The following is a 24544-nucleotide window of genomic DNA, read 5'->3' as shown; positions in this document are numbered from 1 at the left end:
CTCCTTCTTGCTGTCCTTTCAGTTGGTGATGAGTGCGGCATCAGGCCGCCTGCTTGAGCGCCTCGGCCTGCTCGATGACGCCGAGGATGTCGCTCTCCTTCATGATGAGCAGTTCCTCGCCGTCGATCTTGACCTCGGTGCCCGACCATTTGCCAAACAGGATCCGGTCGCCGGCCTTCACGTCGAGTGCGGTGACCGTGCCGTCCTCGGCGCGGGCGCCCGGACCGACGGCGACGACTTCGCCTTCCTGCGGCTTATCCTTGGCGGTGTCGGGGATGATGATGCCGCCCGAGGTCCTCTCCTCGGCTTCGATGCGGCGGACGACCACACGGTCGTGCAAGGGACGGAAATGCATGCATAACCTCCATGTTGCATAACGATATGACAAGCCGGCGCGCCTGTCCGGGACGCGCGGCGCCGATGAGCTAGGGAGCGGAATTTTTTGCTTCAAGAGGGTCGACGAAAATTTTTTCGCCTTCGCGCCAGCGCAAAACAAATGACCCTTATCAAGAGGCTGGGACCTCTTGACTCGACTCGCTTCGCTCCCAAAATCTCTCCCTGCGGCGCTTTGCCGCACGACAAGAAAGGAAAGGCTACAAGGAAGGAGGCACGATCATGTCCGAGCCATTTTCCCGTTTTCTTCATCCCTTCGACGTGGCGCGTCACCCGAGCCTCGAGCCCGAGGTCAAGCGCGCCCTGCTCGCATCCTGGGCATCGGATCGCGCGGCGGTCCGCAACAAGCCCGCGCTTCGCAAACCCCCGGGGGCGAGGCGAGCGGTGCCAGTCGACGATGTGCTCGCGGCGCTTCGGTCGCTCGATGGCGGCGAGACGCGCGCGCCATGACCGACCGCGCGCTGATTGCACAGTTGGATGGCTACGGGCTGACGACCGCCGAGATCCATTATTACCGGCCCGATCACCCCTCGCTGCTCCAGCTCTTCGTCTGGCAGGATTATGATGTGCCACCGGATTTCCCGGTGCTGTTCGACTTTCTTGCCATGTGGCGGCGGCAGATCGAAGCCGCACTCCATTCGGTGCGGATCGCGCACGATATGCTGATCGGACCCGCCGAGTGGAGTGCGGCAGATATCATTCGCTCGCTCGATTGAAATCGGGGCGGCGGCCGCCACCGTTCGGCGTTTAAATGCAATTTGATATTGAAGGGCGGGGCCAACGCTGAACGGCGGCCCCGCCCATTGTTACGCTTTTTCGAGCGTCTTTTCGTTCGACGATCCGATCCGGCGCGGCTCGGTGTCGCCGCCGCCGATCTCGATCTTACGCGGCTTCATCGCCTCGGGGACGACGCGGCTGAGCTCGATCGAGAGCAGCCCGTCGGCGAAGCTCGCGCCGCCGACCTCGATATAGTCGGCGAGCTGGAAGCGGCGCTCGAACGCGCGGCGCGCGATGCCGCGGTGGAGATAGACGAGCTTGGCGTCTTCCTCGGCGGGCTTGCCCGTGACGCTCAGTTGGTTCTGCTGCGCGACGATCTCGATCTCGTCGGGCTTGAACCCGGGGATGGCCAAGGTGACGCGGAAGCGGTCATCGGCATCGCGCACGATGTCGAAAGGGGGAAAGCCATCGGACGTTTCGCCGCGCTGCCCCTTCTCGAGCAGGTCGAAGAGATGATCGAAGCCCACCGTCGAGCGGCGATAGGGGGTGAAGTCAAAATCGGTTCTCATTTCCAAATCCTCCTGATTGAAGCAATTCGGGCATGAGATGCGCCGGGACTTAGAGCCGGCGCTCTCTATGTCCTCAGGACCCGGAAAATCCGGCACCCGGGAAAAAATTAGGAAGCCATTTTTCGATTTCAAGAGGTCGCGCGCGCGAAGATTCTGGATGCGCCATGTTCCGAAAATCCGCAGCGCCAAAGCGCGGAGCCGCAACGCGCGCGGCTCCGCGATCGGGTCAGGCGACGCGACTGTCGCCGGTATCGCGGCTCCATGCCGCGATCTGGTCCTTGATCGCCAGCTTCAGCTTCTTGAGCCGCGCAATCAGGACTTCGTCGGGCTGGCGGCGCTGCGCCTCCCGATCGATTTCGGCGTCGAGGCGGGCATGCTCGCGCCGCAGATAATCGATATGTTTGCTGGACATCTTCTTCTCCATGCCAAGTTGAGGATGTTGCAGCCCGAGCGGCTGCGGCGTGGATGTAGGAAAGCTATGGTCAGAATTTCAAGGGGTTGAAGTGTCCGCCTGTGGGAGACTGTCGGAAGCTGTGAAGAGCATCGCGCGGCGCCCCGCAGGGAAGGCACGACAGCCGGCATTGGGAAGCAAAGATGTAGAGGCGGTCGGCGCGCTACAGCTAAATCGTCACAACATGGGTTAGTCGCTGCAACCCGGCCCGGCGACCATTGTTTCGGTAGCATGCCGACTCGCGAGGAACAGGTTTACCCGCTCTTCCGGCGCGTCGCCGACGCCATTTGCGCTGTCCGCCTTCCTGGCCGCGCCTGGGACTATGCGCTGCGCCGGAGCCAACGGGCATATGCTTCAGAATGGGAGTGATGGATGTGACCATGAAAGCACAGAAGCTTGATACGATCAGGGTCGAGAAACCCTGGGGCGTCGATCGGCTTCCTCCGCCCTTCGATGCACGGACTGGTGGCCGCGTCGGCGAAATCTGGTTTCGTCCGCCCAAATCCAATCCGCTGCTCGTGAAATATATCTTCACGAGCGAGCGCTTGTCGATCCAGGTCCATCCCGACGACCGGCAGGCGCAGGCGCGCGGACTTCCCGCAGGCAAGGAGGAATGCTGGTACATTCTTGACGCTGAGCCGGACGCGGTGCTCGGCATTGGCACGCTTCGCGCGCTCGGCGAGCGCGAACTCGCCGATACCGCCCGCTCGGGTGCTATCGAGGCGCTCATGGAGTGGCATCCGGTGCGCGCGAACATGTTCTTTCATATTCCGCCCGGAACCGTCCATGCGATCGGCACCGGGGTCACACTCGTCGAAATTCAGCAGAATGTGGATGTTACCTATCGTCTCTACGATTACGGCCGCCCGCGCGAGCTGCACCTCGCCGATGGGACGGCGGTCGCGAAGGCCGCGCCAATGTCACGCGATCTCTGCCGCCAAGTCGATATCGCAGAGAGCGCGTTGTTGCTCGACAGCCGCCATCTCGTGGTCGCGCACCTGAACGCCAACGACCTTTCGCCGCTTGCCGATGCGAGGGATGGGGCGATGATCGTCCCACTCAGCGGCACGATCGCGGCTGACGGCGTGACCGCGCAGGCGGGCGAGTGCCTGTGGGCCGAGGACGTCGCTACCATCGAGGCGGGAGCCGGCGCGCGTTTTCTGGCGGGTTGGCACAAGCCTTGACGCCCTGCGCCACCTTGGCGCGTCACCGATGGAGGGCGATCCGCCTGCGCCAACTGGCCTGGCACCGTCCTGCCGCCCGAGACGCCTAGCGAGGCGCGTCGGCTGCCGCACATGTTACAGGGTTGATCGGCTATCCGCCCGAGGCTTTCTCTACGGCGCTTCCCATCTCCTCTCCGAGGCGCACCGGCCGTTCGGGAAACCAATCGGGGTTGAACGCGATCGCTTGCTTCTTGAACAGCATCACGATCGTGGAGCCGAGGAGAAAGCGACCCATCTCGTCGCCCTTGCGCAGCAAGACTTCATCGGGGGCGTAGGACCATGACGATATCTTGCCCGATCGCTTTGCATTCACCGCGCCATGCCATGACGTTGCGATGCTGCCGACGATGGTCGCACCTACGAGTATCATCGCAAAATGGCCGTGAGTGGGGGACTCGAACAGGCATATGACCCGCTCGTTACGCGCGAAAAGGCCGGGCACCCCTCGCGCGGTCGTCGGGTTGACGGAAAAGAGCGAGCCCGGGACGTGGATCATGCGTCTGAGCTCGCCGTCGCACGGCATGTGCAGCCGGTGATAGTCCTTGGGCGAAAGATAGAGATTGGCGAAGCTGCCGTCGCGAAACGTCGCGGCGAGCGCGGTGTCGCCGCCCAGGAGTGCGGCGGTGGTGAACCCATGGCCCTTGGCCTGGACGATGTGATGATCGTCGATGGCACCGAACTGGCTGATGGCACCGTCGACCGGACAGATGAAATCGGCCTCCGCCCGCGGGCGAGCGCCGGCTTTCAGCGGGCGCGTGAAGAAGTCGTTGAAGTTTGCATAACTGCGGATGTCCGGATTTTCCGCTTCGCTCATGTCGACGCCATATTTGGCGACGAACCATTGGATCAGTCGCGGGGTCAGCGGGCCCGACGACGCGGCAACACGGCCGGCGAATTCGGTCAGCCGCCGCTTCGGCATCGCATGCTGGGCAAGAATTGTCAGGCGCTCGAACATGATATCATCCGTTGGTCGATCCTTCGGAGGGAAAGCCGATCGCCTGGGGAGAGACGACGGCGCCCGCCTCTTCGTTCCGGCGGTGATGCTTTATCCCGATGTCGTGGGGCAAGGGAAGGCGCATGGCCGGAAGCGGAAAATAATCGGGTAGGGCGCGCGCTCAGTCTCGCCGGGCCTTTGGCGCCCCTCCCGCCGAACGGACGAAGCGGTAACTCTTCTGCTCATAGTTCCGCGCGCGCAGGAAGTTGTGGGCGTTGTTGATCATGATGTCGCTCATGATCTCGATCGTGCCGCATCCGCCCTTGGCGAGAGCCGTTTCGGCGGCGGTCAGGAGCGCCGTCCCGATGCCGCGGCGCCGATGGTCGCCGTCGACCAGCAGCAGGGTGACGCGGCCGACAAGGCCGTGCTGCAAGGTCGGAACGACGCCCCAGGCGCAGCATCCGACCAGCCCGTCGGCATCGGCGACGAGAAGCCCGGCCTTCGCTTTGCCGATCGCCTCAACGTTCGCATCGATCGATATGCGCTTGGGCGGCTCGGCAAGCTGGGCGAGCAGACGGGCGAGAGCTTTTCGGTCCTTGCCCGTCGCGGGCCGCAGGCTGAGCTCGGGTTCCGGCAGGACTTCGGGTTTGACGATCCTCAGCACCGGCTTGGCTTTCGGCGGCGGCGGCGGCGGCGGATCCTGCCGCCTTCGTGCAGGCTCGGGTGACGGTGGCGGACTCGTTTTTCCGCGTCGGCGGATAGGCGAATGCTCCTCGATGGGTTCGGCGGCTTTCGGTGCCTTCTTGGGAGGCTTCGCCGCGGGTTCGCGTTCGGCCGAGAGTTTCCAGCTGTCGGCCGCGCCGCCGCGAAGATAGTGCGCGATGTCGGCGGCGCTTGCCATGAGCCCTTGTTCGCCGATCCCGAGGAGCGGCTTGCCCGCCGCATCGGTGAGGCCGAACTTCCCATAGTCGCCGACGCCCGGCGTTCGCTTTCGCGACCGGACGAGTTTCATCCCGCGGTGTTCGGCGATTGCGCGAAGCTCGTCGGCTGTCGGCTCGGTTGTCATCGATCAGGGCCGGAGAGGAGAGGCGGGGCGGGTCTGCGGGGAGGGGGCGCTCGCTCGGACCGGCGGCGCGCGCTTGCCTGCGCCCTGGTGGGAACCTGTGCGGCTGCGACGCGCTCTGCCCCTATGCGCGCGCGCCGCTTCACCCGCTCGACCATGATCGACCATGTCGCCTTTGACGAGGCGGCGTCGGTGCTTTCCATCAGCTTCCGGGACAGCGGCAAATATCTTTATCATGGCGTCCCGCGCGCGATCTACGACGGGCTGTGCGCTGCGGAATCGCTCGGCGCCTATTTCAACGCGCATATCAAGGATCGTTTCCGGTGCGAGCGCGACCCGGCGCGCCGGCGGTTCGGTCCCGGTGCCTGAGCGCCCGACTGCGAATGCGGGCATTGTGAAGGCGCGGCTCATGCGCGCTTGCGCGCGGCGGTCTTGGTCGGCGCCTTTTTCGTCGGCGTCTTTTTGGCCGCCGCCTTCTTGGCGCTGGCGGCCTTGGCCTTTCCGCCGCCGTCGCCTATCGACTTCTTGAGCGCCGCCATCAGGTCGACGACGTTCGATCCGCTCGGCGCCTTCTCGTCCTTCCCGTCGTCGAGATTGAGCGTCTTGCCCTTCTTCTTGCGCTCGATGAGCTCCTTCAGCGCCTCGACATAGCGATCGTGAAAGTCGCTCGCTTCGAACTTGCCCGTCTTCTTGTCGATCAGCGTCGTCGCGAGGTCGAGCAGGTCTTCGTCGGGATCGCTGTCGGCAATGTCGCGGAAATAGCTCGCCGCCTTGTTGACCTCGTCGGCATAGCGCAGCGTCTCCATGACGAGACCCCGGCCGCACGCCTTGATGCTGACGACATATTCGCGGCCGCGCATCGCGAGCTGGCCGAGACCGACCTTGCCCGTGCGGCGCAGCGCCTCGCGCAGCACGATGAACGCTTCCTCGGCAAGGTCGTCGGCGGGGACGACATAATAGGGCTTCTCGAAATAGATCTCGTCGATATCCTCGGCCTCGACGAACTGGGTGAGCTCGAGCGTCTTCTTGCTCTCGAGCTTGACCCCTTCGATCTCCTCGTCGTCGAGCAGCACATATTGGTCCTTGGCATATTGGAAGCCCTTGACGATCTCGTCGACGTCGACCGGGCCGACGCCGGGGACGACCTTCTCATATTTGATGCGTTTGCCCGTCGGTTCGTGGATCTGGTTGAACGCGATCGTCGCCCCGCTCTTCGTCGCCGAATAGATCTCGACCGGGATCGAAACGAGCGCCAGGCGGATCTGGCCTTTCCAATAAGGGCGCGCAGCCATCGTCACTCACTCCTTTGCCAATGCTCCTTCAATGCGCGCGGTCGCCGAGCGTTCCGCGCCGGCGATGGGAAGGGAAGCCCGATCGCCGCAACGGGATCGAAAGCAGGAGCTGGAAATGGCCGACAGTCGCGAACGCGCGCGCCTGCCTTTTTTGCCGCCCGCGACTTGCCGATCCGAGCTTGTCAGACGGTCCAGCGCGCGGGCGCGAGCGCGATGGGGATCGGAGGATGCACCCGCTGCCATTTTGTTGCGGCGAGCACGTCGTTGCTCTCCTTCGCCTCGCGGCCCGGCCCAAGCGACCAGGTGATATGATAATGGCTGCCGTCGCCGCGATCGGTGGTGCCGCCGATGCGCACGACGAGCGCCTGGACGCCCGCGCCGTCGTCGACGTCGCCGACGATCTCGCCCGCGTGCGCGGCGGGTAGGGGCGTGTCCTCGGCGGTCCCGAAGCGGAGCGTCACATGATCGGCAACCAGATCCGGATAGCGCGGTTCGAACCGTTCGAGCAGCTGGTCGCGCTCGGCTGGTGGCAGCTTCCAGCCGGCGATGGTGCGCGTCATGACGCCTTGCGCTTTCGCTTTGTGGAGCCCGCGCCAAGTTCGATCCAGGCGGGCGCATGGTCGCTCGTCTTGTCGAGCGCCCGCGGGCGGGTGTCGACGCCGGCTGCCTCGAGCCGCTTCGCCGCGGGCTTGTTCAGCAGCAGATGGTCGATGCGGATGCCGGCATTGCGTTCGAACGAGCGCCGCCAATAGGCCCAGAAGCTGTAGATGCGCTCCCCGGGATGCAAATGGCGGATCGCATCGGTCCAGCCCTGGTCGAGGATGCGCCGGTATGCGGCTTTGGCTTCGGGCGCGAAGAGCGCGTCCTTCTTCCAGTTCTCGGGCTTGTACACATCGAGGTCGGTGGGAATGACGTTGAAGTCGCCGCAGATGACGACGGGGGCATCGAGGTCGACGAGCGTTGTCAGATGCGCGTCGAGCCGCGCCATCCACTGCATCTTGTAATCGAACTTCGGACCGGGCCAGGGGTTGCCGTTGGGAAGATAGAGGCCGGCGACGAGGATGCCGCCGACCGCGGCCTCGATATAGCGGCTCTGCTCGTCGCCGGGATCGCCGGGGAGCCCGCGGCGCGTTTCGTGGATTTCGCCGACGCGGCTCAGCATCGCGACGCCGTTCCAGCGGCTCTGGCCGTGCCAGATCACGTCATAGCCCGCGTCGCGGATCGCCTTCTCGGGGAATTTCTCCTGAGGGGCTTTCAATTCCTGCAGGCAAACGATGTCGGGCTCGGCCTGCGCGAGCCAGCCGAGCAGAATGTCGAGGCGGCCGCCGATGCCGTTCACATTATAAGTCGCGATCTTCACAGGTCGGGCAGCGTCTGGTCGGCGCGGCCCCAGCCTTGCAGCGCCTTGAGGCCGGCGCGCTTCAGAAGCTCCTTCGCGTCGGTGATGCGGAAATGCGACGGCTTGTCGATCGTCTCCATTTCCTTCCAGCTGATGGGCGCGGCGACCGGCGCGCCTTCGCGGGCCCGCGCCGAAAAGGGCATCACCGCAGTCGCGCCGCGCTGGTTGCGGAGATAATCGACGAAGATCCGGCCCTTGCGCTGCGCCTTGGGGAGGGCGGCGGTGAAGCGGTCGGAATCCATCTGGGCGATGGCGCGGGCGAGCCGGTGCGCGAAGTCCTTGACCTCGGGCCATTCGGCGCGCGGCACGAGCGGGGCGATCACATGGACGCCCTTGCCGCCGGTGAGCATCGGGAAGGTCTCGAGGCCCATCTGCTTCAGGATGTCGCGGAACTGGAAGGCGGCGCTGCGGACCGCATCGAAATCGAGACCGACGTCGGGATCGAGATCGAAGACGAGCCGATCGGCCTTCTCGACATCTTCGATGCGCGCGCCCCAGCCATGGAATTCGATCGTGCCCATCTGGACGCAGGTCATCAGGCCCTCGGGCGTGTCCATATAGAGATAGGGCTGGTTGTCGCCATCCTTCTCCTCGATCGCGACCTGTTTCACCGCATCGCCGAAGCTTCCGGCATCATGTTTCTGGAAGAAGCATTTCTTGGCGCGGCCCTGCGGACAGCGCACGAGGCTGATCGGGCGCGAACCCGCCCACGGCAGCATGATCGGCGCGACCGCGGCATAATATTCTGCAAGCTCGCCCTTGGTGAGCCCCGCCTCGGGAAAGATGACGCGGTCGGGGTTGCTGATCGGTACTGGCGAGGCGTGCGCCACCTCGGCGACCGCCGCTTCGCTTTCGATCACGACCGCTTCGGGCTTCTTGTCCTCACGAAGGCCGAGATAGCTCGGGTGGCGGAGCGTGCCATCGTTCGTCATCTCGGTGAAGGCGATCTCGGCGACGAGCTTCGGCTCGATCCAGTGCGCGCCGCGCGTCTCGGTGCGGGGCGCCTTCACCGTCGGCTCCTTTGTTCGAGCGGCTTCATCATCGCCTGGAGGCGGAAGAGCTCCTCGGTATCGAAACCGGTCCCGACCTTGCCCGCGTAGCGCAGCGCGCCCTTCTCATGGACGCCAAGCATCAGCGAGCGGAACGCGCGCGACGTGTCCGAGGGCGTCCAGCCGACGATGACGAACTCCTGCCGCTTGATGCACTTGGCCTTGAGCCAGCTTCCCGCGCGCGCGCCGACATAGCGCGCATCATCCCTTTTCGAGATGACCCCTTCGAGACCCGCAGCGCAGAAACTCTCGAGCAATGCCTCGCCGCTGCCCGCAATATGATCCGAGTAGCGGATATGCCTGGAGGCCTTGGGAAGAATTTTGGCAAGATGCGCCTTGCGGTCGAGGAGGGGGAGGGCGGTCAGATCCTCGCCGTCCAGCGCGAGCAGATCGAAGGCGAAATAGTCGATGCTATCGGGCGCGGACTTCAGGGCATTTTGCAGTGACTGGAAGCTTGAGCGGCCTTCAGCATCGAGCACGACCGCTTCACCGTCGATCAGCGCGCTGTCTACCTTCAGCTTTGCGGCCTCGGCGAGGAGCGGCGCGAAGCGCTCCGACCAGTCGAGACCCGAGCGCGTATAGGCGCGGGCCTCGCCGCCGCCGACCGCGATCAGCAGGCGGTAGCCGTCATATTTCATCTCGTGAACCCAGCCCCTGCCGGCGGGAACGCTGTCGACGAGCGTCGCCAGCTGGACCGGACGAAAGGGCGGGGGAGCCGCAGCCTTTCGTTCGCCGCGCTTCAAAGAGGGGGCGCGGTCTGCAGGGCTCGGTGCGGCGGTCTTTCTGGCCATGGACTCAAGACCATCCGGCGCCGCGATCGTTCCCGGTGGCGGGGCAACTTGCCCGCCCCGCCATGCGTTCCCATTTTCGTCCCCGAAACATGGAGCTTCAACATGGCGAATGGCTGGGCGCGCGACGGCGCCGTTCAGGAGCAGATCGACGACACGGTGAGCGATGCCGTCAAGGAGGCGCGCCTGCGGCTGCTGTCCGGCAAGGGCGCGGACTATTGCGACGATTGCGGCGAGCGGATTGCAGAGGCGCGGCGAAAGGCCTTGCCTGCGAGCCGTACCTGCATCGGGTGCCAGACGCTTCGCGACGCCGAACGCCGTCCGGCCGGTTTCAATCGCCGGGGAAGCAAGGACAGTCAGCTGCGTTGACCCCTTGGGAAAGCGAGCCGCGGCATGGACTTCAGGCGCGCGCCTTGGCTGCGGCGCGGACCTCCTGTGATCGGTCGAGCGCGATAACGAGGATATCGTCGCCGTCGACGATGACGCCGACATTGTCCATGCCGACGAGCGACACGCGTTTTCCGGGCGCGCGGACGAGGCAATTATGGCTGTCGTGTGCGAAAAGATCGTCGCTGCAAGCATTACCGGCCGCGTCGGCTCCTGCGAGCGCGTGCACCGCCTGCCAGCTGCCGAGGTCCGACCAGCCCATCGACACGGGGACGACCGCGACGCGGGCGTCTTTCTCCATCACGGCATAGTCGATCGAATCTGACGGCGCCTGTTCGAACGGCGCGCTTGCCGCGTGCAGGGCATCGCCATCGTGCAGCGCATGGGCGACCGCGGCTTCCGCCGCGCGATATATGGCCGGGCAATGCGTGAGCATCGCCTCGCGCATGCGACCGGCCCGGAAGAGGAAGATGCCGGCGTTCCAGCTGTAGCCACCCTCGCGAAGCATCGCTTCGGCATCGGCGAGGGGCGGCTTCTCGACGAAGCGGGCGACGGCAAATCCCGCGCCGCCGAGCGGTGGGCCGCTGGCGATGTAGCCGAAGCCCGTGTCGGGCCGATCGGGGGCGATGCCGAATGTGACCAGCCAGTCGTCGCGCGCCAGATCGGCGGCTTTGGCGATGGCGCCCCGGAATGCGGCTACATCGGCGATGACATGATCGCTCGGCATGACGAGCAGCAGCACGTCATCGGCCGACGAAGCGACCGCGAGCGCGATGGCGGCAGCGGTGTTGCGCGCCGCGGGCTCGACGATCAGCCGAAGGTCGCGACCCTTGGATTGCTCGCGCACCATCGCGACATGCTCGGCGCCGCACACGATGAGCGGCGCTGAAAAGCCGGCTCCGCTTGCCCGATCGAGCGTTCGAGCGAACAGGCTCTCTTTTCCGATGATGTCGAGAAACTGTTTGGCCCGCGCGCCGCGGGAAGCGGGCCAGAGGCGCGTACCCGCGCCGCCGCAAAGAATGACGGGCTGGATCGTCGCAGACATAGGATCAACCTTCTAGGGTCGGGGCGGAGGCGCGCGAGCTCGACCCGATCGACTTTCCGCCGTTTTCGAAATGAGCGACCGGCTGGACCATGTCCGAATGAACGCCGCGCAAGCGAGCGAGTTGCCCCTGTTTCTGCGCAAAGGCCCGAAATTCGGGGCGGATTAACGCAGGTTATACCGAATTCTCGCATGCGTGATCCGGATTGAGCGCGGTCAGCGTGTCCTGTTGCGCCGGAAAATTGCGAAGTCGGCGATAAGAATGCTTCAACGACGAAGATTGTGGAGGCTTGCCGGTCGGACTTCACTTCCGCCGCATGCAGCCCGCCGGGGCACCGGGGCGTTGAACAGGCATGAACCAGAGCGACACCTTTCTGATGCTGGCCGGGCAAGAATTGAAATTCCTCTCCGACCTCATCGCGCGGATCGATCAAGGACGTCTTGATCCTGTCGGCCTCGACCGGGAGGCCGCGATCCTCCTCCTGCGCGAGGTAGCGGCGGAGCGCCGAAGCCTAGTCGATCGCCTGAAATCTTATGAGGGTGAGGGCGGCGCTGCCTGGACCGGAGCGCCCGTATAGGGGCTCTTTGTCGGTCCTTGCTAATCTCGTCCGCCGCTATCCCTTGGCATTTCGGCGGCGCGTTTCCCAACCCTTTTTCGCGGCCGCCGATCGCTTTTCGCTGCTCTTGCCCGCACCGCTTTTGCGGCCACCTTTTCTCGAGGCCTCATGGGTATCGGGCTGGCCGCGGCCTGAACCCGACTTGTTGCCGCCGCCCGACTCCTTGTTCACCGTTGCCCATGCGCGGCTCTCCGCTTCCTTCTTGCCGACGCCGCGCTTCTCATAACTTTCTTCGATATGCTCGGCCTTGCGCTTTTGCTTGTCGGTGTAGCTCGATTTGTCCCCACGGGGCATGACAATTCTCCCTATCCGGCCCCCTTTGGTCAACCAACGGAACATCTTGGGGTTCCGCTAAAGACGCTAATCGGTGGCATGCAAGACCTCGCTTCCGGAGACGGACACGAGCGCGCTGGCCGTGTCGGCACCGCGTGACAATCGTTGCGAGCGGCGGCGGCGCCCAGATATGATTGCCGCTCGGCGCGGTCTATCCGTTGACGACCGTTCCGCCGTTCGGGTGGAGCACCTGGCCCGACATGTAGCTGCTGTCGTCGCACGCAAGAAAGAGGAAGCTCGGCGCGACCTCGTTGGGCTCTCCCGGTCGCTTCATCGGCGTCGTCTCGCCAAAACTTTCGACTTTTTTGGCTGGCGCTCCGCCGCGTGGATTGAGCGGGGTCCAGATCGGTCCGGGCGCGACCGCATTCACCCTGATGCCCTTCTCGATCAGATTCTCGCTGAGCGAGCGCGTGAAGGCGGTAATGGCGCCCTTGGTCGCACTATAGTCGAGCAGACCACCGCTCCCCTGATACATTGTCACGCTCGTGCAATTGATGATCGCCGCGCCTTTCTTGAGATGCGGCAGCGCAGCCTGCACAAGATAGAACATGCCGAAGATATTGGTGGCGAAGGTGCGCTGCAGCTGCTCCGGGCTGATGTCGCGAATATCGTCCGCCGGATGCTGTTCGCCCGCATTGTTGACGAGAACATCGATGCGCTTCAGCTTGCTCACGACCTTGTCGACGATAGTCTTTCCGGCGCTGGTTTAAGCCACGTCGGCCTTGACGAGGATCGCGGTGCGCCCTTCGGCGCCTACGAGCGAAGCCGTTTCCTCGGCATCGGCCTTGTTGCTCTTGTAAACGATTGCGATGTCCGCACCTTCGCGGGCGAACAATACGGCTACCGCGCGCCCGATCCCGCTGTCGCCGCCGGTCACGATCGCGACCTTGTCCTTGAGCCGGTCGGAACCGGCATAGCGCGGCTCCCATTTCGGCGCGCGGTCGAGATCGGATTCCCGGTCTTTCGGCGGCGTGCGGATCGTCTTCGTCTCGCCGACCTCCTTCCGCAGTTTCCTTGCCGCCGTCTGTTTTCCGCGCTTCTCGGACGCGGTTTCTCCGACCTTTCCGGCCTCTGATTTGCGTGCCATTGCCGACTCCTCCTGTTCTGCCTGTCATCGACAAACCGGCGGGTCCTACACTTGGTTGCGGAGCACTTGGCTCATGCCGAGCTGCGCTGCGGCGGAGCTGTCCGGTACATTCCATGGGCTGGAAATGCGCGGCCGACTTTCTACCTATGCAGCGTTGCAATCCTTACCGCCCGGGGGCGCGCCCTGCGCTGCCGAAGCTGAGAGAAGAAGTTTGTCCAAGATCGTGAACGGTGCCAGCCTGCAACCTCGCTCCGGAGGCGCCCCCAAAAACATCGTGCTGCTGCTCCACGGCTTCGGGTCGAGCGGCTCCGACATGATTTCGCTGGCGCCGGAGTGGCAGGAGGCCTTGCCAGACACGCTGTTTCTTGCGCCGCATGCACCGCAGCGATGTTCGATAATGGGCGGGGGCTACCAATGGTGGGGGCTGTCAGGTTTCGCCCCGGCGGCGTTGGCTGCAGGCGCTGCGTCGGCAGCGCCGGCGATCGACGCGTTCATCGATCGCAAGCTCGCGCAATATGACCTCAGCGAGGCCGATCTCGCCCTTGTGGGTTTCAGCCAGGGCACGATGATGGCGCTTCAGGTCGGCCTTCGCCGCCCCCGCGCCGTTGCCGCTATCGTCGGCTATTCGGGCATGCTCGCGGGCGCGGCGGATCTCGGGCATCATGTTCCGTCGAAACCGCCAGTCCTGCTGGTGCACGGCACGGCCGACCCCGTCGTGCCGATCGCGGCGCTGCACATGTCCGAGAGCCAGTTGAAGCGGCTCGGCGTCGAGGTCGAGACGCATATCTCCTACGGCGTCGCGCACAGCGTCGACCCGGTCGGACTGCGGACGGGCCGCGACTTCGTGACCGGCGCCTTTGTAAAAAGCTGCGGCTGAACCGCGCAGCTTCGTCACGGCGGCATCGGGCGCACGGGTGTCGGCGAGCGACGCGGGGTGGCCGGGAAGGGAGAGGGGGGGGCAGCCGCGGTGGGGTGGGAGCCGCGCGGAACTGCCGGGTGCAGCGGGCGTTGGCCTGATAGGTCAACATTCGGGGACAGGCATTATGAACAAGCTGCGGCGGCTCGAGACATTTGCGCGGACGGGGTGGTTCGCGCGCGGCGTCGTCTATTGCCTGCTGGCATGGATAGCGCTCACCGGTTCGTCGGCCGACGACGCCAGTCCGCAAGCCGTGTTCCGCTCGGTCCGCGATATGCCCGCTGGCTCGACCCTTCTTGCTCTTCTCGCGATGGGTCTGGCGCTTTACGGCGCCTATCGCCTGTACGGGGCGGCGCTCGATAGCGAAAACAAGGGAGCCGGTGCGAAGGGCGTCGCTGTGCGGATAGGCTATGTCGCGAGCGGCATCGCCCATTTCTTTCTCGCCTGGGCGGCGCTTCGCCTTGCCTCGGGCGGCGGCGCCGGAGCGGCCGCGAGAAAGAGGCGGCGGGAATGCTGCTCGACCTGCCGCTTGGCGGCCTGCTCCTCGGGCTCGTCGGCGCCGCCTTCCTCGCGGCGGCCGTGCAGCAGGCGGTCAAGGCCTGGACCACCGAATTTACAAAGGATCTCGATGCGGCAGCACCTGCATGGGCCGTGCCCGTCGGGCGGGCGGGTCTTGCGGCGCGCGCGGTCGTGTTTGCCGTCATCGGCGCCTCGCTCGTGCGCGGCGGCTGGTTCGGCGCTGCCCGCGAGGTCAAGGGCCTCGGCGACGCGCTCTCGGCGCTCACCGACAATCCGCCGCTCTATCTGCTCGTGGCCGCCGGGCTGTTCCTGTTCGGCGTACACAGCTTCGTCGAGGCCCGCTGGCGGCGGCTTCGCGATGAAGACATGATCGCGCGGATCATGGCAGCGCGACGCTGACGATGCCCATTGCACGGGCCCGCGGAACCCTGTGGGCTTCGCCGCGTTTGTAGGGCAGTCATCAACAGGGAGAGTCTCGATGAAAAAGCTGTTTGTAACCTTCGCCGCAACCTCCGCCCTCGCGCTCGGCGCCTGCCAGAGCCCCGCCGCCGACAAGGTCGAGGATCAGGCCGAAGCGAAGGCCGAGGCGATCGACGACCAGGCCGACGCGATGCCCGAAGGTCCCGCCAAAGAGGCGATGGAGCAGAAGGCCGATGTCGTCGAAGAGCAAGGCGAAGAAAAGGCCAACGCGATGGACGACAATGGCGAGATCGCTCCGTCCGAAACCGGCGTCGGCGACACCCAGAAGAAATAAGACTGCCTTCCCTAAGGGCAGGGTGAAGGGCGCCGGTTCCGGCGCCCTTTATCGTTGCGGTGGCCCGGCTCAGGCTGCTGGCAGCTGGCGCCGCTGGGACAAGGCAAGGGAACGCGGTTCGGCGTCGCTTCTCAGCACAGCGTCCGACCGAGAAAGTCCCTGATCAGCGGGACAACCTCGTCGAGGTTGGTTTCGAGAAGCCAATGGCCGCCGTCTAGCAGATGCAGCTCGGCCGCGGGGAGATCGCGCAAATAGGCGCGCGCAGACTTCTCGGGCATGTAGAAATCGTGCGGACCCCAGACGATGAGCGTCGGCGGGTGGTGCTCGCGCAGATAGCGTCAATGCGCGCCGAACCAGGAGCGGTTGGCCTTGAGGCCGGCGATAAGGTCGATCGCGATCTCGCGGCGCCGCGGGTTGATCAGCGACCAGTGCAGCTTCCAGAGGTCCGGCGGAATGCGCGGCACGAGGTCGGGCCGCACGTCGTTCAGAAACTCCTCCCGAAAAACATCCTCGCTGATTGCCTTGCCGATCTCGGCGCGCATCTCGGGTTCGGGAAGCAACCAGCTCTTCTCTATCTCGGCATATTTGTCGCCCAGCGCATCCTCATAGGGAATGTCCCCATTCTGGATGATCTGCGCGAGGATGCGTTCAGGCCGCATGATCGCGAGACGCGCGCCGATCGGCGATCCGAAATCGTGAAGATAGAGCACAAAGCGCTCGACGCCGAGCGCACGCACGAACCCGTCGAGAAGCTGCGCATAGCCGTCGAAGCTATAGTCGAAATGCTCGGGCGTATCGCTGTAGCCCATGCCCGGATAATCGGGTGCGAGCAGCCTCCACCGATCGCCAAGCCGCGGCAGGAGATTGCGAAACTCGAACGACGAACAGGGATAGCCATGCGGCAGCAGCAGGACCGGAGCGTCGGGCGGTCCTGCCTCCCTGTAAAAGATATCGACTCCGCCGACATCCATCCGTCGATGGAGGGTTTCTCCGTTCACAGTCGATGCGCCTCGCGCGTCACGATCTCAAGGGGTTGGCAGTTTCACTTCGGGCAGCGCATCGAGGTCGGCCTTGGTCATGCTCGTCTGAAGATCGGTGTCGTCGCCGCGTACGATAGGTTTGAGGCCCTGCACCGGTACATGAACATAGCGGTCGGGACCGACGCCATCGAGCTCGACGAGGAGACGGTCCACCTTGTCGTCGGCGCCGCGCAGCACCTGCGATACGTCTCCGAGATCCTTCCCGTCCGCGCCGACGATATCGGCGTCGAGAAGTTGTGCCTCGCTGAGGCCGAGCGCCGCAGGGAGGGGGCCGGCGACCGTAGCGCTGGTCTCGGCGGCACGTTCCATCCTGTCCTCGGCAGCTTCCTGCTTGCTGTCGCAAGCAGCGAGAAAAAGTGCGGCGCCGGCACCGAGGATGAGGATGCGCATGTCTTGTCCTTTCAGCAGCGGATCGAGCTCCGGTTCTACGCGGCGGAACTCGAAATCGTCATGATCTGACCAGGAAACGCCCCGCTGCAAAAGCGGTTGCGGTTTTGCCACGTGCGGCTCTTTGGGCGCGGTCTTCATCTACGCCTCAGCCCGCCTCCGTGACACCCTCGTCGAGCCCGCGCGTCTTCGGTCGCAGCGCCTTGTAGCGCGGAAGGAACGCCATCATCGGCATCCAGCTCGGCGCCTCGGCGGTGTAAAGGTGGAAAGCTGGCGCAATCTCTTCCGGATCGTCCAGCGTCCCCGCCGCAATATCGATCTCATCGGCCTGGTGGCGCACATGGATCGTTAGCGGCGAGCCGCACGTCTGGCAGAAGCTGCGCGTTCCGAAGCTGGTCGATGCGAAGCGTCCGATATGCTCTTCGCCCGCAAGGATGCGGTACCGGTCGAGATGGACGGTCGTAAAGACCATGCCGCCCGACCCCGAGACATGCTGACAGACACGGCAGTGACACCAGCCGCTATCATATGGCTTTTCCTCGAGGCGGTACCGAACCGCGCCGCAAGCGCAGCCCCCATCAGGCGCAACCTCTTCGGCGCTTGCATTGTCGCTATCGGAAGCGTTCGGCATGGAGCTCGGCTTTCTCGCGGCGCGGGTATCGGAGAGGGTAATGGCAGACCGATGGGGTGGTGGCTTCTCTTTGTCCTTCACCGACCGTCAACCGTGGCGGGATGTCTTTCCTTGTCAGAGCTGAACTTCGCCCTCATCTTCCCCGTCCCAATAATGCGCGCGGGTGCCCGACACCTTGATGAGGACGATCCCTGGCGTCTCGATGCCGTCCGGCCACCAGCGTTCGAGGCCCTTCGTCCAATGTTCGGCGAATTCGGCCTTGTCGCGGATCAGGGCCGCGTGACCCTCGACGGCGAGGAAGAAGGGCCGCATGCCGAGCAGGCCCGATTTGCCCTGATAGCTCAGATTGACGTTCGGGTTGGCCGCGATATCGGCGACCATGTGGGACGTCTCGTCGGTGAAGAACCAGGCATCGCCGTCATAATCGACTTCGCGATTGTTGCTCATCGGCCGCGACCCGATGGCGCCGCCCGCGGTGTGCGTGGCGAGCATCGCGAAGTCGATATCCTTCATCTTCTCGGAAAGCTGTTCGATCGTCATGGTCATGGGAGGAGCCTTTTGTCTGGAGCGTCTGTATCTGCATCAATGCGCCGCGAAGGCGGGAGTTGCGGAGGGGGGCTGCGCCTCGCGGCTTGGGTCAGGGACCGGTCGCGGCGGTCCGGCTTTGCCGGCGCGGCGCGCGGATCGGGCGATATTCGCAGGTGATCGCGAGCTCGCGCCGCGGGGCGGGCACGAGATGGATGTGGAGCCGGGCTTCGGCGGCCACCGCGTCGAGCGCAAAGGCCTGCTCGGCCTCGTACATCTCGTCGCGGTGCGGCTGCACCCACTCCCGCACCGATGCGAGCGCGCGCGACTTCGCGCGCGCGAGCGTGTCCGCCACAATGAAAAGATTGCGGTGGCGCTCGAGAAATTCGCCCCGGACATAGCCGCCTAGGTTGACATAATAGAGCCGTTCGGGACCCTCGAAGGGCGCGGTCTTCAAAACGATGTCATAGCCATCGGCGTGATCGATCTCGGCCCAGCAGTCGATATGGAGGCTGCCCGGCGTGCCCCACCATTGGCGGCGGAGCGCATCATAAGTGTCGGTGATCGTGGGCGCGGCGACGAAGCGCATGTCGTGCAGCTCGATATTGGCGCCGGCCATCTCGCCTCCGACATATATGGCGAAGAGCTTCACGCGGCCTTCTCCTCGGTAGTCGCCTGGCCGATCGCGGCTGCGAGCTGTTCTCCGACAACCAGGCCCATTTCGTGCGAGCTTGTTATTCCCTGGATGAAAGGGTGGCGGCCGAGCAGGAAGGGCAGGCTGAGGCAGAAGAGGCGGGATTCCGGGATATCGTCTGCAATCGGGTGGAAGGCATCGTCGATCGCGATGCCCCGCGCCTCCGCCTTGCCGGCACCAGGCGCTGCATCGCGCACGATGCCCTGTTGCCGCAGCGAGGAGAATGGAAAGGCTGCGGCGCCGAGTGGGCGCTGGCCCATCGCCTCGATAAACACCTCAAAATGCCGCTGCTTGCCGCCCAAGACCAATCTCGCGCCGGCCTCGTCGCCGCTCGTGTCGATGCGGTAGTCGTCGCCGATCGCCGTGACATCGAGCTTCCCGGCGCGATGGAGCGCGATCAGCCGCCGGATCGATTTGTGGGGAACGGTGGCATAATCGTCGACGAACACCGGCTTGAAGTGGCGCACGAAGCGGCGGTAGTCCGTACCCTCCAGATATGGCACGAGTAGCGCGAGCACTTCGTGCATGCGCAGGATCGCGTAGCGCCAGGCGACGGTGTGCCTTGCGGCATAGTCGTGCTGCGCTTCGGCGAGATTGGCCTCGGCCCACGCGAATGGGTCGCTCGCTGCGCGCCTCGCGAAATAGGCCTCGCAGAAGCCCTCGAGGTCGAGGTCCTCCAGGCCGATGTCCGCTGCGTAAGGGGGATCGGCAGCGGCAAGCTCCGCCTTGAACAGTGCGAAGGCGGCATCGAGCAGCTGGTCTTCTTCGCTCGCACCGAGACGCGTGATCGCTTCTTCGGTACAGATGGCGAGCGGCTCATAGGGAAGCGGCGCATAGAAATCGGCTTCGGGGAGCAGACCCTTCCTCGACATCATCGTCATGTGGAATGCATCAGTGGCGGATGCCGTACGATAATGCGTCTCGCCGTCCCGGGTTTCGTCAAACGAGCCATGGATGTTGGCGAGCGCGATACAGGCGTCGATGGCCGTAAGCGAGCTGCCGCGAATGCCGATATCGCAGGGCGGTACCGTGGCCAGAGCCGAGGCGGGCCAGGGGCTGAGGAAATAGCCTGGCCGAACCTCGGGCTCGGCGGGCCATTGGTGGCCCGTCGCGAGGACGACATGATCGAAAGCCTCGTCGGCGAGTTCGCCCGACCTCATGCGAACCTTGAGTATCATCGCGCCGGACGTGCTGACGACGTCCTCGACGCGGCACCGCGTGCGCAGCTCGAGCTCGATACCGCGCGCCCGCGCCATGTCGATAACGGCGTCGAACTGGTCGCGGAAATATTCGCCGAGCGCGACGCGCGGATAGAAGGTCCGTTCGCCGATCGCATCGGGATCGATGCCGAGATCGGCGAGGCGCTCCGGCGGCTGACGTATCAGCCAGTCGCACAGCGTCTCGGCAAGCGGCAGGATTTCGATGCTGGCGATATTCGCCAGCATGGCGGGGTCGTTCCAGCCGGGCCGATAGGGCGTTCCGCGCCCCGCGCACGCCTGCGCTTCATACACGGCAAGACGGAAGGGCGAGGGGTTGTGGGAGAGAAGCGCATGCAACGTGTAGAGCGTGGTCGGGCCGGCTCCGACAAAGGCTATGCGGGGTGTCATGTTGCGACAATGCTCCGGGCGGGCGGAAGTTCGGCCGACTTGCTCTGGGTCAATGCGAATTCTCCTCAGCTGCTCCGGGGCGCCCAGCCAAAAAAAAAGGGTCCGCATGCGCGGACCCGAAGGGGGCCATCAACTTGGCGGGAGGATTATTTTTCGGTGCCGGGAGTACCCGTCTTCGGCGGCTTGCCGTCTTCGATGCGGCCTTCGTTGCGAAGGTCGCGGCCTTCCTGCGCCTTGCGCTTGGCCTCGGGGCTGTCGCCGTTTTCGAAGGCTTCTTCCTTCACATAGCCGGCAGCTTCCTTGATCTGTCCCTTGACGCTCATGATACTCTCCATTGGCTGTGGGTTCTGGTCCGAGAAACCCTTGGACGCGGGCGAAAGTTGCCTGCGATCGCCCAGATTTATCTTCGCCGCCGTGCGCAACTTTGGCCGCATCGCGGCGTTTCGCGGCGCGCATGAAAGAGTGACGACGGCGAGGCTTGGCCATTCCCTGACGCCTGCGAACGCCCTTCGGCGATCGTCGCCGAACCGCAACTTTTGTACCCTGCAGGCGTTCGCCCGTCATCATCAACGGGAGACGGGCGTGATCCACCAACAGTTCGAATTTGACCGCATCGATCGAAGCGCGCCCGACGCGATGCTCGCCTGGGCGCGCATATTGGGCGTCAGCCAGTCCGAGATATTGATCGCGGTCGCGGCAGTCGGCGATCGCGCCGATGCGGTTCGTACCTATCTCGCGCGGCCGTGGCCGGAGCCCCTCGCTTGACGGCGGGCCCCGAGGGGACGGGCGGCGACGCGGCTGCAGCGAACAGCCGTCGCCCGGACGGAATCAGCCAGAAGATGATCTCCGGGCAGCGCTGGCACCGCCACGCGAGCCCCGTTTCCTTCGTCCTGCTCGCTGCCATCGTCGCCGTCGCGCTATCGGGCCTCGTCGGTGGCCAGCCTAGTCCACTGCGCGTCGAGGATTTTGGAGCAGCGCGGCTCGAGGTGAAGACGCCCTCGGTCATTCGCAACGGCGAGTTTTTCGAAACCCGCATTCGTGTCGAGGCGATCCGCGATGTTTCCGATGCGGTGCTTGCGGTCCCCCCGTCGCTCTGGACCGACATGACGATCAACACGATGCTCCCCGCCGCCGCCGAGGAAAGCTACAAGGACGGCGCCTATCGTTTCTCCTATGGGGAGCTTCGCGCGGGCGAGACGCTGGTCGTCAAGATCGATGGCCAGATCAACCCGCCGCTCTTCGCAGGAACCAAGGGCGAGATTGCGCTGTTCGACGGCGAGCAGCGGCTCGGCAGCATGCCGCTAGAGATCAAGGTCCTGCCCTGATGGATATCGTCCTTCGCGCGAGTGCGATGTTTTTCCTGCTCTATGCGCTCCTCCGTCTCATGGGGAAACGCGAACTGGGGCAGATGACGCCCTTCGAGCTGGTTCTGCTCGTGGTGATGGGCGACCTCATCCAGCAGGGCGTCACCCATAATGATTTCAGCCTGACCGGCGCGTTGCTCGCGATCGTGACCTTCGCCTTCTGGGCGCTCACCCTGAGCTGGGCGACCTATCTCTTTCCGCGGCTCAAGAATCTGCTCGAAGGCCATCCGCGCGTCGTGGTGAAGCAGGGCGAGATCATCCGCGACAATCTTCACCGCGACCGGCTTACCGCCGACGAGATCGAGTCCGAGATGCGGCTCGCGGGCATTGCCCACATTTCCGACGTGGAATGGGCGATCCTCGAGCCGCAGGGCAAGATCAGCTTCATCAAGCGGTCCGAAGGCGCGTCGCGCCAGCGCGATGCCGACGACGGCGCGGTTTGAGCGGATCGAGCGCAACTTTCGGGCTCGCCGCGCGCTGAACAGGCGCGGGGCATGACGATGGAGACTGCCATGAAACCGACCGAAGTCGACACCGACGCCACCCATATCCTCGCGGCCGATCACCGTGCCGTCGAAGCCCTGTTCGAGGAATTCGAGAAGGCCAGCGGCACCGACCGCAAGGCGAAGATCGCCGACCGGATCTGCACCGAGCTCAAAATCCATGCGCAGATCGAGGAGGAGGTCTTCTATCCGGCGCTCAAGGGAAAGATCGACGACGATCTCCTCAAGGAAGCCTATGTCGAGCATGATGGCGCCAAGATCCTGATCAACGATATCGTCGCCTCGGGACCTGACGACGAATTTTTCGAGGCGAAGGTCACGGTGCTGTCGGAAGAGATCAAGCATCATGTGAAGGAAGAGGAAAAGCAGCACGACAATATGTTCCAGCAGGCGCGTGCCGCCGACGTCGACCTCGACGCACTCGGCGAAAGGATGCTTGCCCGGAAAGAGGAGCTGAAGCGTCAGGCCGAGACCGCGGGTCTTCCCCCCGCCGAACTCGCCACGATGTAGGGTGAGCGCTGCAACGCTGATCGAACGGCGGACGCGCAAGCTGGCCCGGCATCTGGCCGGAACGACGCTGCGTTTCGTGACAGCCGAAAGCTGCACCGGCGGTCAGCTCGCAGCGGTTCTCGCAGCCGATGCCGCGCTCGGAGTTCATCTCGAGCGCGGCTTCATCGTCTATTCGGTCGAGGCCAAATGCGAGATGCTCGGCGTCGCCCGAGAAGACGCCGAGCGAGATGGAGCGGTGAATCCCGAGGTCGCCGCCGCGATGGCGACTGGCGCTCTTCGGACAAGCCATGCCGACATTGCAATTGCGATCACGGGGTTCTGCGGCCCTCGCGAAGGCCGCGAAGAGGTAGGCCTTGTCTACATTGGCGCGGCCGACGCCGACGCGGTGCGGGTCATGGATTTTCATTTCGGCGATATCGGGCGCCGCAATGTGCTCGATCAGGCCGTGGCCGCAGCGCTACAGATCATGATCGATGCGGCATCGTGAACGAGGATCGCGGGCGCTCCGGCGGGCGGGATCGGAGGCGGGAGCAGAGCCGAGTTTGGCAGCCGTCCTTAGCGCGGCGCTTTCCGCTTCAAGGCCCCAGCCTTGTGGGCCGCCCGCTTGCCTTCGGCCGTTTCGACCAGATATTCGGGGTTCGCCGGCGATGCCGCGACATGATGGCCTTTGATGTCCATTGCTTTCGTCACTTTTCGCACGACCTTGCCCTCGGCGCGTCCGCCGTGGCTCTTCCACGTCACCTCGTCGCCCTTCTTGGGTTCGTCTTTCATGGTCGCTCTCCTTTTAAGAAACAGTCCGCGTGCGCGGGAAAGGTTCCTCTCTTGGAGCGGCGAGCAGGAAGACATCTGTCGCAGGCTCTTTCGATGCGATTGCCGAATACGGTGGGGAGGCTGCGATGAATGACGATCACGCGCGCGGTCGGCGCGACGGTCTGCGGCTTGCTCTGGCCGTGCTTGCCGCCGAAGAGGCGAAATGGGCCGCGCTGCTCGGGGAGAGCCGATCCTGGCGGACCAATCGCGAACGCGAGGTACGCCACAAGGCTCTGCACGTCGCCCAGAAGCGGATTCAGACATTGCTCAATCGGCTGGCACCCCAAGGGTCGGATGCGGCCGATCGCGAGGTCGCCGCCGCCCTTGAGAAAGCAGGTCTCTGATCGGCGGTGCGATCTTGCGTCATTTTGAAGCGAGGCTGGCTAGCGCGGCTTCGAGGCTGTCGACGGTGAAAGGCTTCGCAAGGATCGGCCGATCGTTCCAGCAGGGGCCGGGCTGACCGACAAAACCGCCCGTCGCGACAAGGAAAGGGATCGAGCGTGCCGCGAGAGCCTCGGCTACCGCATCGCAAGGCAAGCCGGATTCGAGGTAGACGTCTACAATCGCGGCATCGAATTCGCCTGTCGCGATATGTCTGAGCGCCGATGCGATATCGCCGGCGTCCCCGACAATATCATGCCCCAGCGCGCCCAGCGCATCTTCGAGCATCATGGCGACAAGTGGATCATCTTCGACGACCAATATCCTTTTGGGCATATTTTTCCTGCATTATCTGCGAGGCGCTTGCGGCGCGCTCACGAAGCTCGACTTACGGCGGCATCCGAGTGAATGTCCTCCCGGTGCCGCGCCTACGCCTGAGCATCGGCGACCCTCATCCAAAATCATATTGATCCATGTTAATCGCCACCCAGACCGCCTGCAATCTCGGCTGATAGGGCTAGCAAGGCTGCTTGCCACGAAGGGCATGGCAGTGCATGCA

The 24544-nt window shown here is 64.4% G+C and carries 35 protein-coding genes and 3 pseudogenes; 16 read left to right on the top strand and 22 right to left on the bottom strand.

Annotation, left to right across the window (positions count from 1 at the left end; translation table 11 throughout):
* Window positions 1-40: 40 nt before the first annotated feature.
* Window positions 41-355, bottom strand: a complete 315-nt coding sequence (groES, locus tag J2X38_RS13010; RefSeq protein ID WP_310254660.1) for a co-chaperone GroES — start codon at window positions 353-355, stop codon at window positions 41-43.
* A gap of 260 nt (window positions 356-615) precedes the next feature.
* On the opposite strand from groES, the gene J2X38_RS13005 reads away from it, so the two are divergent.
* Window positions 616-843, top strand: coding sequence for a hypothetical protein (locus J2X38_RS13005; protein ID WP_252170992.1), 228 nt, complete (start codon window positions 616-618; stop codon window positions 841-843).
* A complete protein-coding gene (locus J2X38_RS13000) occupies window positions 840-1109 on the top strand; it encodes an usg protein (RefSeq protein WP_252170991.1) in 270 nt (89 codons plus the stop codon). Before J2X38_RS13005 ends, J2X38_RS13000 begins: the two co-directional genes overlap by 4 nt.
* A gap of 90 nt (window positions 1110-1199) precedes the next feature.
* Here the strand turns inward: J2X38_RS13000 and J2X38_RS12995 are convergent, their stop codons facing one another.
* Window positions 1200-1679, bottom strand: a complete 480-nt coding sequence (locus J2X38_RS12995) for an Hsp20 family protein (protein ID WP_252170990.1) — start codon at window positions 1677-1679, stop codon at window positions 1200-1202.
* A 226-nt stretch (window positions 1680-1905) separates the two neighbouring features.
* On the bottom strand, window positions 1906-2091 hold the full coding sequence (locus tag J2X38_RS12990) for a YdcH family protein (protein WP_054733396.1): 186 nt from the start codon (window positions 2089-2091) through the stop codon (window positions 1906-1908).
* A gap of 419 nt (window positions 2092-2510) precedes the next feature.
* Here J2X38_RS12990 and J2X38_RS12985 point away from each other — a divergent pair, with 419 nt between their 5' ends.
* The gene (locus J2X38_RS12985) at window positions 2511-3314 is read left to right on the top strand and encodes a class I mannose-6-phosphate isomerase (protein WP_310254654.1); all 804 of its coding nucleotides are present in this window, start codon (window positions 2511-2513) and stop codon (window positions 3312-3314) included.
* A 130-nt stretch (window positions 3315-3444) separates the two neighbouring features.
* Here J2X38_RS12985 and asd read toward each other — a convergent pair whose 3' ends face one another.
* Complete coding sequence (asd, locus tag J2X38_RS12980) at window positions 3445-4167, bottom strand: archaetidylserine decarboxylase (protein ID WP_310254652.1); 723 nt, start codon at window positions 4165-4167, stop codon at window positions 3445-3447.
* A gap of 301 nt (window positions 4168-4468) precedes the next feature.
* The gene (locus tag J2X38_RS12975; protein WP_310254650.1) at window positions 4469-5353 is read right to left on the bottom strand and encodes a GNAT family N-acetyltransferase; all 885 of its coding nucleotides are present in this window, start codon (window positions 5351-5353) and stop codon (window positions 4469-4471) included.
* A gap of 123 nt (window positions 5354-5476) precedes the next feature.
* Here J2X38_RS12975 and J2X38_RS12970 point away from each other — a divergent pair, with 123 nt between their 5' ends.
* Window positions 5477-5719 (top strand): KTSC domain-containing protein, encoded by a 243-nt coding sequence (locus J2X38_RS12970; protein ID WP_310254648.1) that lies wholly within the window; start codon window positions 5477-5479, stop codon window positions 5717-5719.
* Between the two features lie 38 nt (window positions 5720-5757).
* On the opposite strand, the gene J2X38_RS12965 is transcribed toward J2X38_RS12970, so the two are convergent.
* The 4 genes and pseudogenes from J2X38_RS12965 to ligD all read right to left on the bottom strand — a co-directional run.
* Complete coding sequence (locus tag J2X38_RS12965) at window positions 5758-6642, bottom strand: Ku protein (protein ID WP_310254646.1); 885 nt, start codon at window positions 6640-6642, stop codon at window positions 5758-5760.
* A 182-nt stretch (window positions 6643-6824) separates the two neighbouring features.
* A complete protein-coding gene (locus J2X38_RS12960) occupies window positions 6825-7202 on the bottom strand; it encodes a hypothetical protein (protein ID WP_310254644.1) in 378 nt (125 codons plus the stop codon).
* Window positions 7199-8002 carry an exodeoxyribonuclease III gene (gene xth, locus J2X38_RS12955; RefSeq protein WP_310254642.1) on the bottom strand — a complete coding sequence of 268 codons (804 nt, stop codon included), beginning with the start codon at window positions 8000-8002 and terminating at the stop codon, window positions 7199-7201. The genes J2X38_RS12960 and xth overlap by 4 nt, the downstream gene beginning before the upstream one ends.
* Window positions 8002-9723, bottom strand: a pseudogene (gene ligD, locus J2X38_RS22960) (non-homologous end-joining DNA ligase); the annotation flags it as partial. The pseudogene ligD and the gene xth, both read right to left, overlap by 1 nt.
* Before the next feature lie 260 nt (window positions 9724-9983).
* Between ligD and J2X38_RS12940 the strand changes: the two are divergent.
* On the top strand, window positions 9984-10247 hold the full coding sequence (locus tag J2X38_RS12940; RefSeq protein ID WP_293644102.1) for a DksA/TraR family C4-type zinc finger protein: 264 nt from the start codon (window positions 9984-9986) through the stop codon (window positions 10245-10247).
* Between the two features lie 31 nt (window positions 10248-10278).
* Here the strand turns inward: J2X38_RS12940 and J2X38_RS12935 are convergent, their stop codons facing one another.
* Window positions 10279-11310, bottom strand: coding sequence for a sugar phosphate nucleotidyltransferase (locus J2X38_RS12935; protein WP_310254639.1), 1032 nt, complete (start codon window positions 11308-11310; stop codon window positions 10279-10281).
* Between the two features lie 350 nt (window positions 11311-11660).
* Between J2X38_RS12935 and J2X38_RS12930 the strand changes: the two genes are divergently transcribed.
* Window positions 11661-11885 (top strand): hypothetical protein, encoded by a 225-nt coding sequence (locus tag J2X38_RS12930; protein ID WP_054727930.1) that lies wholly within the window; start codon window positions 11661-11663, stop codon window positions 11883-11885.
* 36 nt (window positions 11886-11921) lie between these two features.
* On the opposite strand, the gene J2X38_RS12925 is transcribed toward J2X38_RS12930, so the two are convergent.
* Window positions 11922-12218, bottom strand: coding sequence for a hypothetical protein (locus J2X38_RS12925; RefSeq protein WP_056350235.1), 297 nt, complete (start codon window positions 12216-12218; stop codon window positions 11922-11924).
* A 190-nt stretch (window positions 12219-12408) separates the two neighbouring features.
* Window positions 12409-13236: pseudogene (locus J2X38_RS12920) on the bottom strand (SDR family oxidoreductase).
* A gap of 319 nt (window positions 13237-13555) precedes the next feature.
* On the opposite strand from J2X38_RS12920, the gene J2X38_RS12915 reads away from it, so the two are divergent.
* From J2X38_RS12915 to J2X38_RS12905, 4 genes and pseudogenes are all read left to right on the top strand, one after another.
* A complete protein-coding gene (locus J2X38_RS12915) occupies window positions 13556-14221 on the top strand; it encodes an alpha/beta hydrolase (protein ID WP_293644108.1) in 666 nt (221 codons plus the stop codon).
* A gap of 166 nt (window positions 14222-14387) precedes the next feature.
* Window positions 14388-14603 (top strand): annotated as a pseudogene (locus J2X38_RS22955) (DUF1206 domain-containing protein); the annotation flags it as partial.
* Between the two features lie 101 nt (window positions 14604-14704).
* Window positions 14705-15178 carry a DUF1206 domain-containing protein gene (locus J2X38_RS12910; RefSeq protein ID WP_310254857.1) on the top strand — a complete coding sequence of 158 codons (474 nt, stop codon included), beginning with the start codon at window positions 14705-14707 and terminating at the stop codon, window positions 15176-15178.
* A gap of 79 nt (window positions 15179-15257) precedes the next feature.
* The gene (locus J2X38_RS12905) at window positions 15258-15533 is read left to right on the top strand and encodes a hypothetical protein (protein ID WP_310254635.1); all 276 of its coding nucleotides are present in this window, start codon (window positions 15258-15260) and stop codon (window positions 15531-15533) included.
* 131 nt (window positions 15534-15664) lie between these two features.
* Here J2X38_RS12905 and J2X38_RS12900 read toward each other — a convergent pair whose 3' ends face one another.
* From J2X38_RS12900 to J2X38_RS12865, 8 genes are all read right to left on the bottom strand, one after another.
* Window positions 15665-15811, bottom strand: coding sequence for a hypothetical protein (locus tag J2X38_RS12900; RefSeq protein ID WP_310254633.1), 147 nt, complete (start codon window positions 15809-15811; stop codon window positions 15665-15667).
* Window positions 15812-15871: 60 nt separating this feature from the next.
* Window positions 15872-16531 carry an alpha/beta fold hydrolase gene (locus J2X38_RS12895; RefSeq protein WP_310254631.1) on the bottom strand — a complete coding sequence of 220 codons (660 nt, stop codon included), beginning with the start codon at window positions 16529-16531 and terminating at the stop codon, window positions 15872-15874.
* Window positions 16532-16558: 27 nt separating this feature from the next.
* Complete coding sequence (locus J2X38_RS12890; protein WP_310254629.1) at window positions 16559-17101, bottom strand: PRC-barrel domain containing protein; 543 nt, start codon at window positions 17099-17101, stop codon at window positions 16559-16561.
* 7 nt (window positions 17102-17108) lie between these two features.
* The gene (locus tag J2X38_RS12885) at window positions 17109-17591 is read right to left on the bottom strand and encodes a GFA family protein (protein ID WP_310254627.1); all 483 of its coding nucleotides are present in this window, start codon (window positions 17589-17591) and stop codon (window positions 17109-17111) included.
* Between the two features lie 114 nt (window positions 17592-17705).
* Window positions 17706-18137: a pyridoxamine 5'-phosphate oxidase family protein gene (locus J2X38_RS12880; RefSeq protein WP_310254624.1), complete on the bottom strand. Its 432-nt coding sequence runs from the start codon at window positions 18135-18137 to the stop codon at window positions 17706-17708.
* A 91-nt stretch (window positions 18138-18228) separates the two neighbouring features.
* Window positions 18229-18768 (bottom strand): DUF1543 domain-containing protein, encoded by a 540-nt coding sequence (locus J2X38_RS12875; protein ID WP_310254622.1) that lies wholly within the window; start codon window positions 18766-18768, stop codon window positions 18229-18231.
* A complete protein-coding gene (locus tag J2X38_RS12870) occupies window positions 18765-20417 on the bottom strand; it encodes an FAD/NAD(P)-binding protein (protein WP_310254620.1) in 1653 nt (550 codons plus the stop codon). Before J2X38_RS12870 ends, J2X38_RS12875 begins: the two co-directional genes overlap by 4 nt.
* 146 nt (window positions 20418-20563) lie before the next feature.
* Window positions 20564-20740 (bottom strand): hypothetical protein, encoded by a 177-nt coding sequence (locus J2X38_RS12865; RefSeq protein ID WP_310254618.1) that lies wholly within the window; start codon window positions 20738-20740, stop codon window positions 20564-20566.
* 259 nt (window positions 20741-20999) lie between these two features.
* Between J2X38_RS12865 and J2X38_RS12860 the strand changes: the two genes are divergently transcribed.
* The 5 genes from J2X38_RS12860 to J2X38_RS12840 all read left to right on the top strand — a co-directional run bounded on the left by J2X38_RS12860 (window position 21000) and on the right by J2X38_RS12840 (window position 23281).
* On the top strand, window positions 21000-21182 hold the full coding sequence (locus J2X38_RS12860; RefSeq protein ID WP_152682330.1) for a DUF3606 domain-containing protein: 183 nt from the start codon (window positions 21000-21002) through the stop codon (window positions 21180-21182).
* Window positions 21179-21742: a hypothetical protein gene (locus J2X38_RS12855; RefSeq protein ID WP_310254615.1), complete on the top strand. Its 564-nt coding sequence runs from the start codon at window positions 21179-21181 to the stop codon at window positions 21740-21742. Before J2X38_RS12860 ends, J2X38_RS12855 begins: the two co-directional genes overlap by 4 nt.
* Entirely contained in the window at window positions 21742-22224 is a 483-nt protein-coding gene (locus tag J2X38_RS12850) for a DUF421 domain-containing protein (RefSeq protein WP_056350254.1), read from the top strand. The genes J2X38_RS12855 and J2X38_RS12850 overlap by 1 nt, the downstream gene beginning before the upstream one ends.
* 69 nt (window positions 22225-22293) lie before the next feature.
* Entirely contained in the window at window positions 22294-22794 is a 501-nt protein-coding gene (locus tag J2X38_RS12845; RefSeq protein WP_062179512.1) for a hemerythrin domain-containing protein, read from the top strand.
* A 1-nt stretch (window position 22795) separates the two neighbouring features.
* Window positions 22796-23281: a nicotinamide-nucleotide amidohydrolase family protein gene (locus J2X38_RS12840; RefSeq protein ID WP_310254610.1), complete on the top strand. Its 486-nt coding sequence runs from the start codon at window positions 22796-22798 to the stop codon at window positions 23279-23281.
* Window positions 23282-23349: 68 nt separating this feature from the next.
* Here the strand turns inward: J2X38_RS12840 and J2X38_RS12835 are convergent, their stop codons facing one another.
* Window positions 23350-23565, bottom strand: a complete 216-nt coding sequence (locus J2X38_RS12835; RefSeq protein ID WP_056350261.1) for a DUF2945 domain-containing protein — start codon at window positions 23563-23565, stop codon at window positions 23350-23352.
* 125 nt (window positions 23566-23690) lie between these two features.
* On the opposite strand from J2X38_RS12835, the gene J2X38_RS12830 reads away from it, so the two are divergent.
* On the top strand, window positions 23691-23948 hold the full coding sequence (locus tag J2X38_RS12830; protein ID WP_310254607.1) for a hypothetical protein: 258 nt from the start codon (window positions 23691-23693) through the stop codon (window positions 23946-23948).
* Window positions 23949-23967: 19 nt separating this feature from the next.
* Here J2X38_RS12830 and J2X38_RS12825 read toward each other — a convergent pair whose 3' ends face one another.
* The gene (locus J2X38_RS12825) at window positions 23968-24321 is read right to left on the bottom strand and encodes a response regulator (RefSeq protein WP_310254605.1); all 354 of its coding nucleotides are present in this window, start codon (window positions 24319-24321) and stop codon (window positions 23968-23970) included.
* Between the last annotated feature and the right edge of the window lie 223 nt (window positions 24322-24544).

The sequence above is a fragment of the Sphingopyxis sp. BE235 genome (assembly GCF_031457175.1).
Taxonomy (GTDB): Bacteria; Pseudomonadota; Alphaproteobacteria; order Sphingomonadales; family Sphingomonadaceae; genus Sphingopyxis.
Note: the sequence above shows the minus strand (reverse complement) of the source record. Positions and strands in the feature narration are given on the sequence as shown.